This is a genomic window from Aquificaceae bacterium, from assembly GCA_037722135.1.
Classification (GTDB): Bacteria; Aquificota; Aquificia; order Aquificales; family Aquificaceae; genus Pampinifervens; species Pampinifervens sericum.
Window position 1 is genome coordinate 17745 of the sequence record JBBKAW010000103.1, and the last position, 3021, is coordinate 20765.

A 3021-nucleotide genomic window follows, 5' to 3' on the forward strand; every position below is an offset into this window, starting at 1 on the left:
GGAGACATTCCCAATAACCTCCCTTCTACCACTTCGTATCTGCCTTCCTTTGGCAGGTATTCCACATCAGCGTATGTTATTACCTCCAAAACCTTCACAAGCCCGCCTCCTCTACGGTTCTTGCAAAGTTTATCTTAACTCCCTTGTAAACTTCCACTTCTTCCTCAAAGGAGTGGACGCTAATCCTTCTTTCTTCGTCCACCACCAAGACAAGCCTTTTAATGAGGTCTACAAAAACCATCCTGCCTACTCCAAAGTTCATATAGTCTCTCAACTTTTCCTCAAAGTATTCCATTGAAGTCTCTTCTGCTATCACCTCTACCACAAGGTCCGGCGGTTCGTGTAAAAAGCCCTTTGGAATGTGGCTTAGCTTTTCCTTTGAATAGAAGGCTATATCGGAAGCCCTCAAGGTCAACGGCTCTTTCTTTATGAGAAGTCCAAGCTCCCCTGCAAGCACATAGCCCTTCTTAGTGTCTTCAAGAGACCTTATTAACCTTTCTGTTATCTTTGCTACCGCCCTTGAGTGCCAACCCCCTGCTGGAGACATTCCCAATAACCTCCCTTCTACCACTTCGTATCTGCCTTCCTTTGGCAAATCCTTTAGGTCTTTGTAGGTAAGTAGGTCTTTGGTAGTCATCTGTCTGTTTCTCCCACCACTGGGTCAAGGCTTCCCAATAGGGCTATGGCATCTGCAATTGTCCCATCCTGTATGAGCTTTGGGAATATGGAAAGGTTATAGAGAGCTCCCGACCTAATCCTTAGTCTGTAAGGCTTTGAGCCTCCTGTGGAGTATATGTAAAAGCCAAGTTCTCCCCTCGGGTTTTCTCCACTGGAGTACACCTCTCCTGGTGGTGCGGATTCTCCGTGCACCACTATACGGAAGTTCTTTACCATGTCCTCAAGGTCCATAAAGACATACTCCTTAGGTGCCATTACCGCTGGATGCTCCTTGTTTACATAAGGTGCGGACTTGGGAAGTTTCTCCAGCTTTGCCACGCACTGCTCTATTATTCTTAGGCTTTGCACCATTTCCTCCATACGCACCAAATACCTGTCGTAGACATCCCCCACCTCACCTACAGGAATATCAAATTCCACCTCATCATAAGCAGCATAGGGTTCAAGTTTCCTTATATCGTAGGGCACTCCAGAACCTCTGGCTACAGGACCAGTAAGACCGTAATTAAATACATCTTCCCTACTTATAACACCAATGTCCTTTGTCCTTCTTAACCATATGCGATTTCTTGTAAGCAGGTTGTGATACTCCTTAAGTCTGTTGGGAAAGTCTTTTATAAAGGCTTTTACCACCTCCAAAGTGCCTTCCGCAAGGTCATAATGGACTCCACCTATTCTCAAGAAGGCAGAGGTTAGCCTGTAGCCAGCGTTTCCTTCTATAATATCCATTATCTTTTCCCTTTCTCTGAAAGCGTATAGGAAAACAGTCAACGCTCCAAGGTCAAGAGCACCAGTGCCGAGCCACAGCAGGTGAGAGTTTATCCTTTGAAGTTCTGCGAACATAGTCCTTATGTAGCGAGCCTTTTCTGGCACTTCCACACCCAGCAGTTTTTCCACAGCGGTCACATAAGAAAGCTCATTGCAGATAGCAGAAATATAGTCCATACGGTCTGTGTAAGGCAGGAATTGGAAGTAGTATAAGTTCTCTGCTATCTTTTCCATTCCTCTGTGGAGCTGTCCAAGAATGATGTCCGACTGGACTACTCTCTCACCATCCAAGTCAAACAAAAACCATATAGTGCCGTGGGTTCCAGGGTGCAGTGGTCCCCAGTTTAGCACAAGCTGTGCCTTTTTTTGAAGTCTTGACTTTTCTGTTCTCTCAAGGTCTTCAAGAGTTGCCACCCTTGTATGCATAAGCTCATAGTCATGGCTTGGTGGCTCTGTCCTCCCTGCGTATAGCTCAGTTAAAGAGGGGAGCTCCACTTCTGGAATACCCTGTAGAGGAAAATCTTTTCTAAGAGGGAAGTATGGATAGCCTTCCCACATAAACATTCTTCTTAGGTTTTCGTGCCCCTCATAAACCACGCCGAACATATCGTATGCTTCTCTCTCTGCCCATTTGGCACAGGGCCAGAGTTTTTCCAAGGAAGGTAGTTTTCCATCTTTTGCCCAAGTCTTAACTATTACCCTTTCATTGGTATCTGGGTTATAGAGTATGTAAATGCCTTGAAACCTTTCTTTTTTATCAGGAAAGTCTATGCACGTATGGTCTATAAAGAGTTTGTAACCTTCCTTTTCCCTTAGATGTTTAAGTAGGTCTATAAGCCTTTCCTGTTTTATATGCAAGTTTGTCGTATGTTTTGTAAACTCTATCTCCACATCCTTAAACTCAAACTTCACTCTTTCCGCTACCGCTCTGTTCATCCAAGGCATCTTTTACCCTCATACAGTTATTTCTCTTGAGATAAAACCTTGACGCTCCATATCCTTTTTAAACTCTTCAAAAGCTTTGTCGTATTTCTTGACGCCTTTTTCTTTTATCTTCTTCTGAAGTTGAAGTATACCATAGAGTAATCCTTGAGGGTGTGGTGGGCAACCGGGTATGTAAACATCCACTGGTATTATTCTATCTACACCTTGTAATGTTGAGTAAGTGGGAAAAGGACCACCTGCGGACGCACAACCTCCCATGGATATACACCACTTAGGGTCTGGCATCTGTTCCCAAAGGAGCTTTAGCATGGGTGCCACCTTGTTAACCACAGTGCCAGCCACTATAAGAAGGTCTGCCTGCCTTGGAGAGGCTCTAAATATAACACCAAGCCTATCAAGGTCAAACCTTGAAGCCGCAGCGTGCATCATCTCTATAGCACAACAGGCAAGTCCTATGGTAAGCGGCCACAAGGCGTTGCGTCTGGCCCAGCTTAGTAGCTCATCCACCGTTGTCAAAACAAAGCCGTTAGAATTAAGCATAGCCATCTCAAACCTCCTTACTTTAAAAGTCTTATTATCTCTAAAATTAAGCCCAAAGCGTCTCTATTAAAGACTGCCACAAGCACTGTG

At 44.7% G+C, this 3021-nt stretch carries 3 protein-coding genes; all 3 read right to left on the reverse strand.

The genetic code is table 11. The annotated features are described in order from the left end of the window. Nucleotides 1–94: 94 nt before the first annotated feature. From WKI49_07340 to WKI49_07350, 3 genes are read right to left on the reverse strand one after another with little or no spacing between them, the layout of a single operon-like run. Complete coding sequence (locus WKI49_07340) at nt 95–637, reverse strand: Uma2 family endonuclease (protein MEJ7622300.1); 543 nt, start codon at nt 635–637, stop codon at nt 95–97. Beyond that, on the reverse strand, nt 634–2391 hold the full coding sequence (gene nuoD, locus WKI49_07345) for an NADH dehydrogenase (quinone) subunit D (protein MEJ7622301.1): 1758 nt from the start codon (nt 2389–2391) through the stop codon (nt 634–636). Before nuoD ends, WKI49_07340 begins: the two co-directional genes overlap by 4 nt. 9 nt (nt 2392–2400) lie before the next feature. Next, nucleotides 2401–2937, reverse strand: a complete 537-nt coding sequence (locus WKI49_07350) for an NADH-quinone oxidoreductase subunit B family protein (protein ID MEJ7622302.1) — start codon at nt 2935–2937, stop codon at nt 2401–2403. Between the last annotated feature and the right edge of the window lie 84 nt (nt 2938–3021).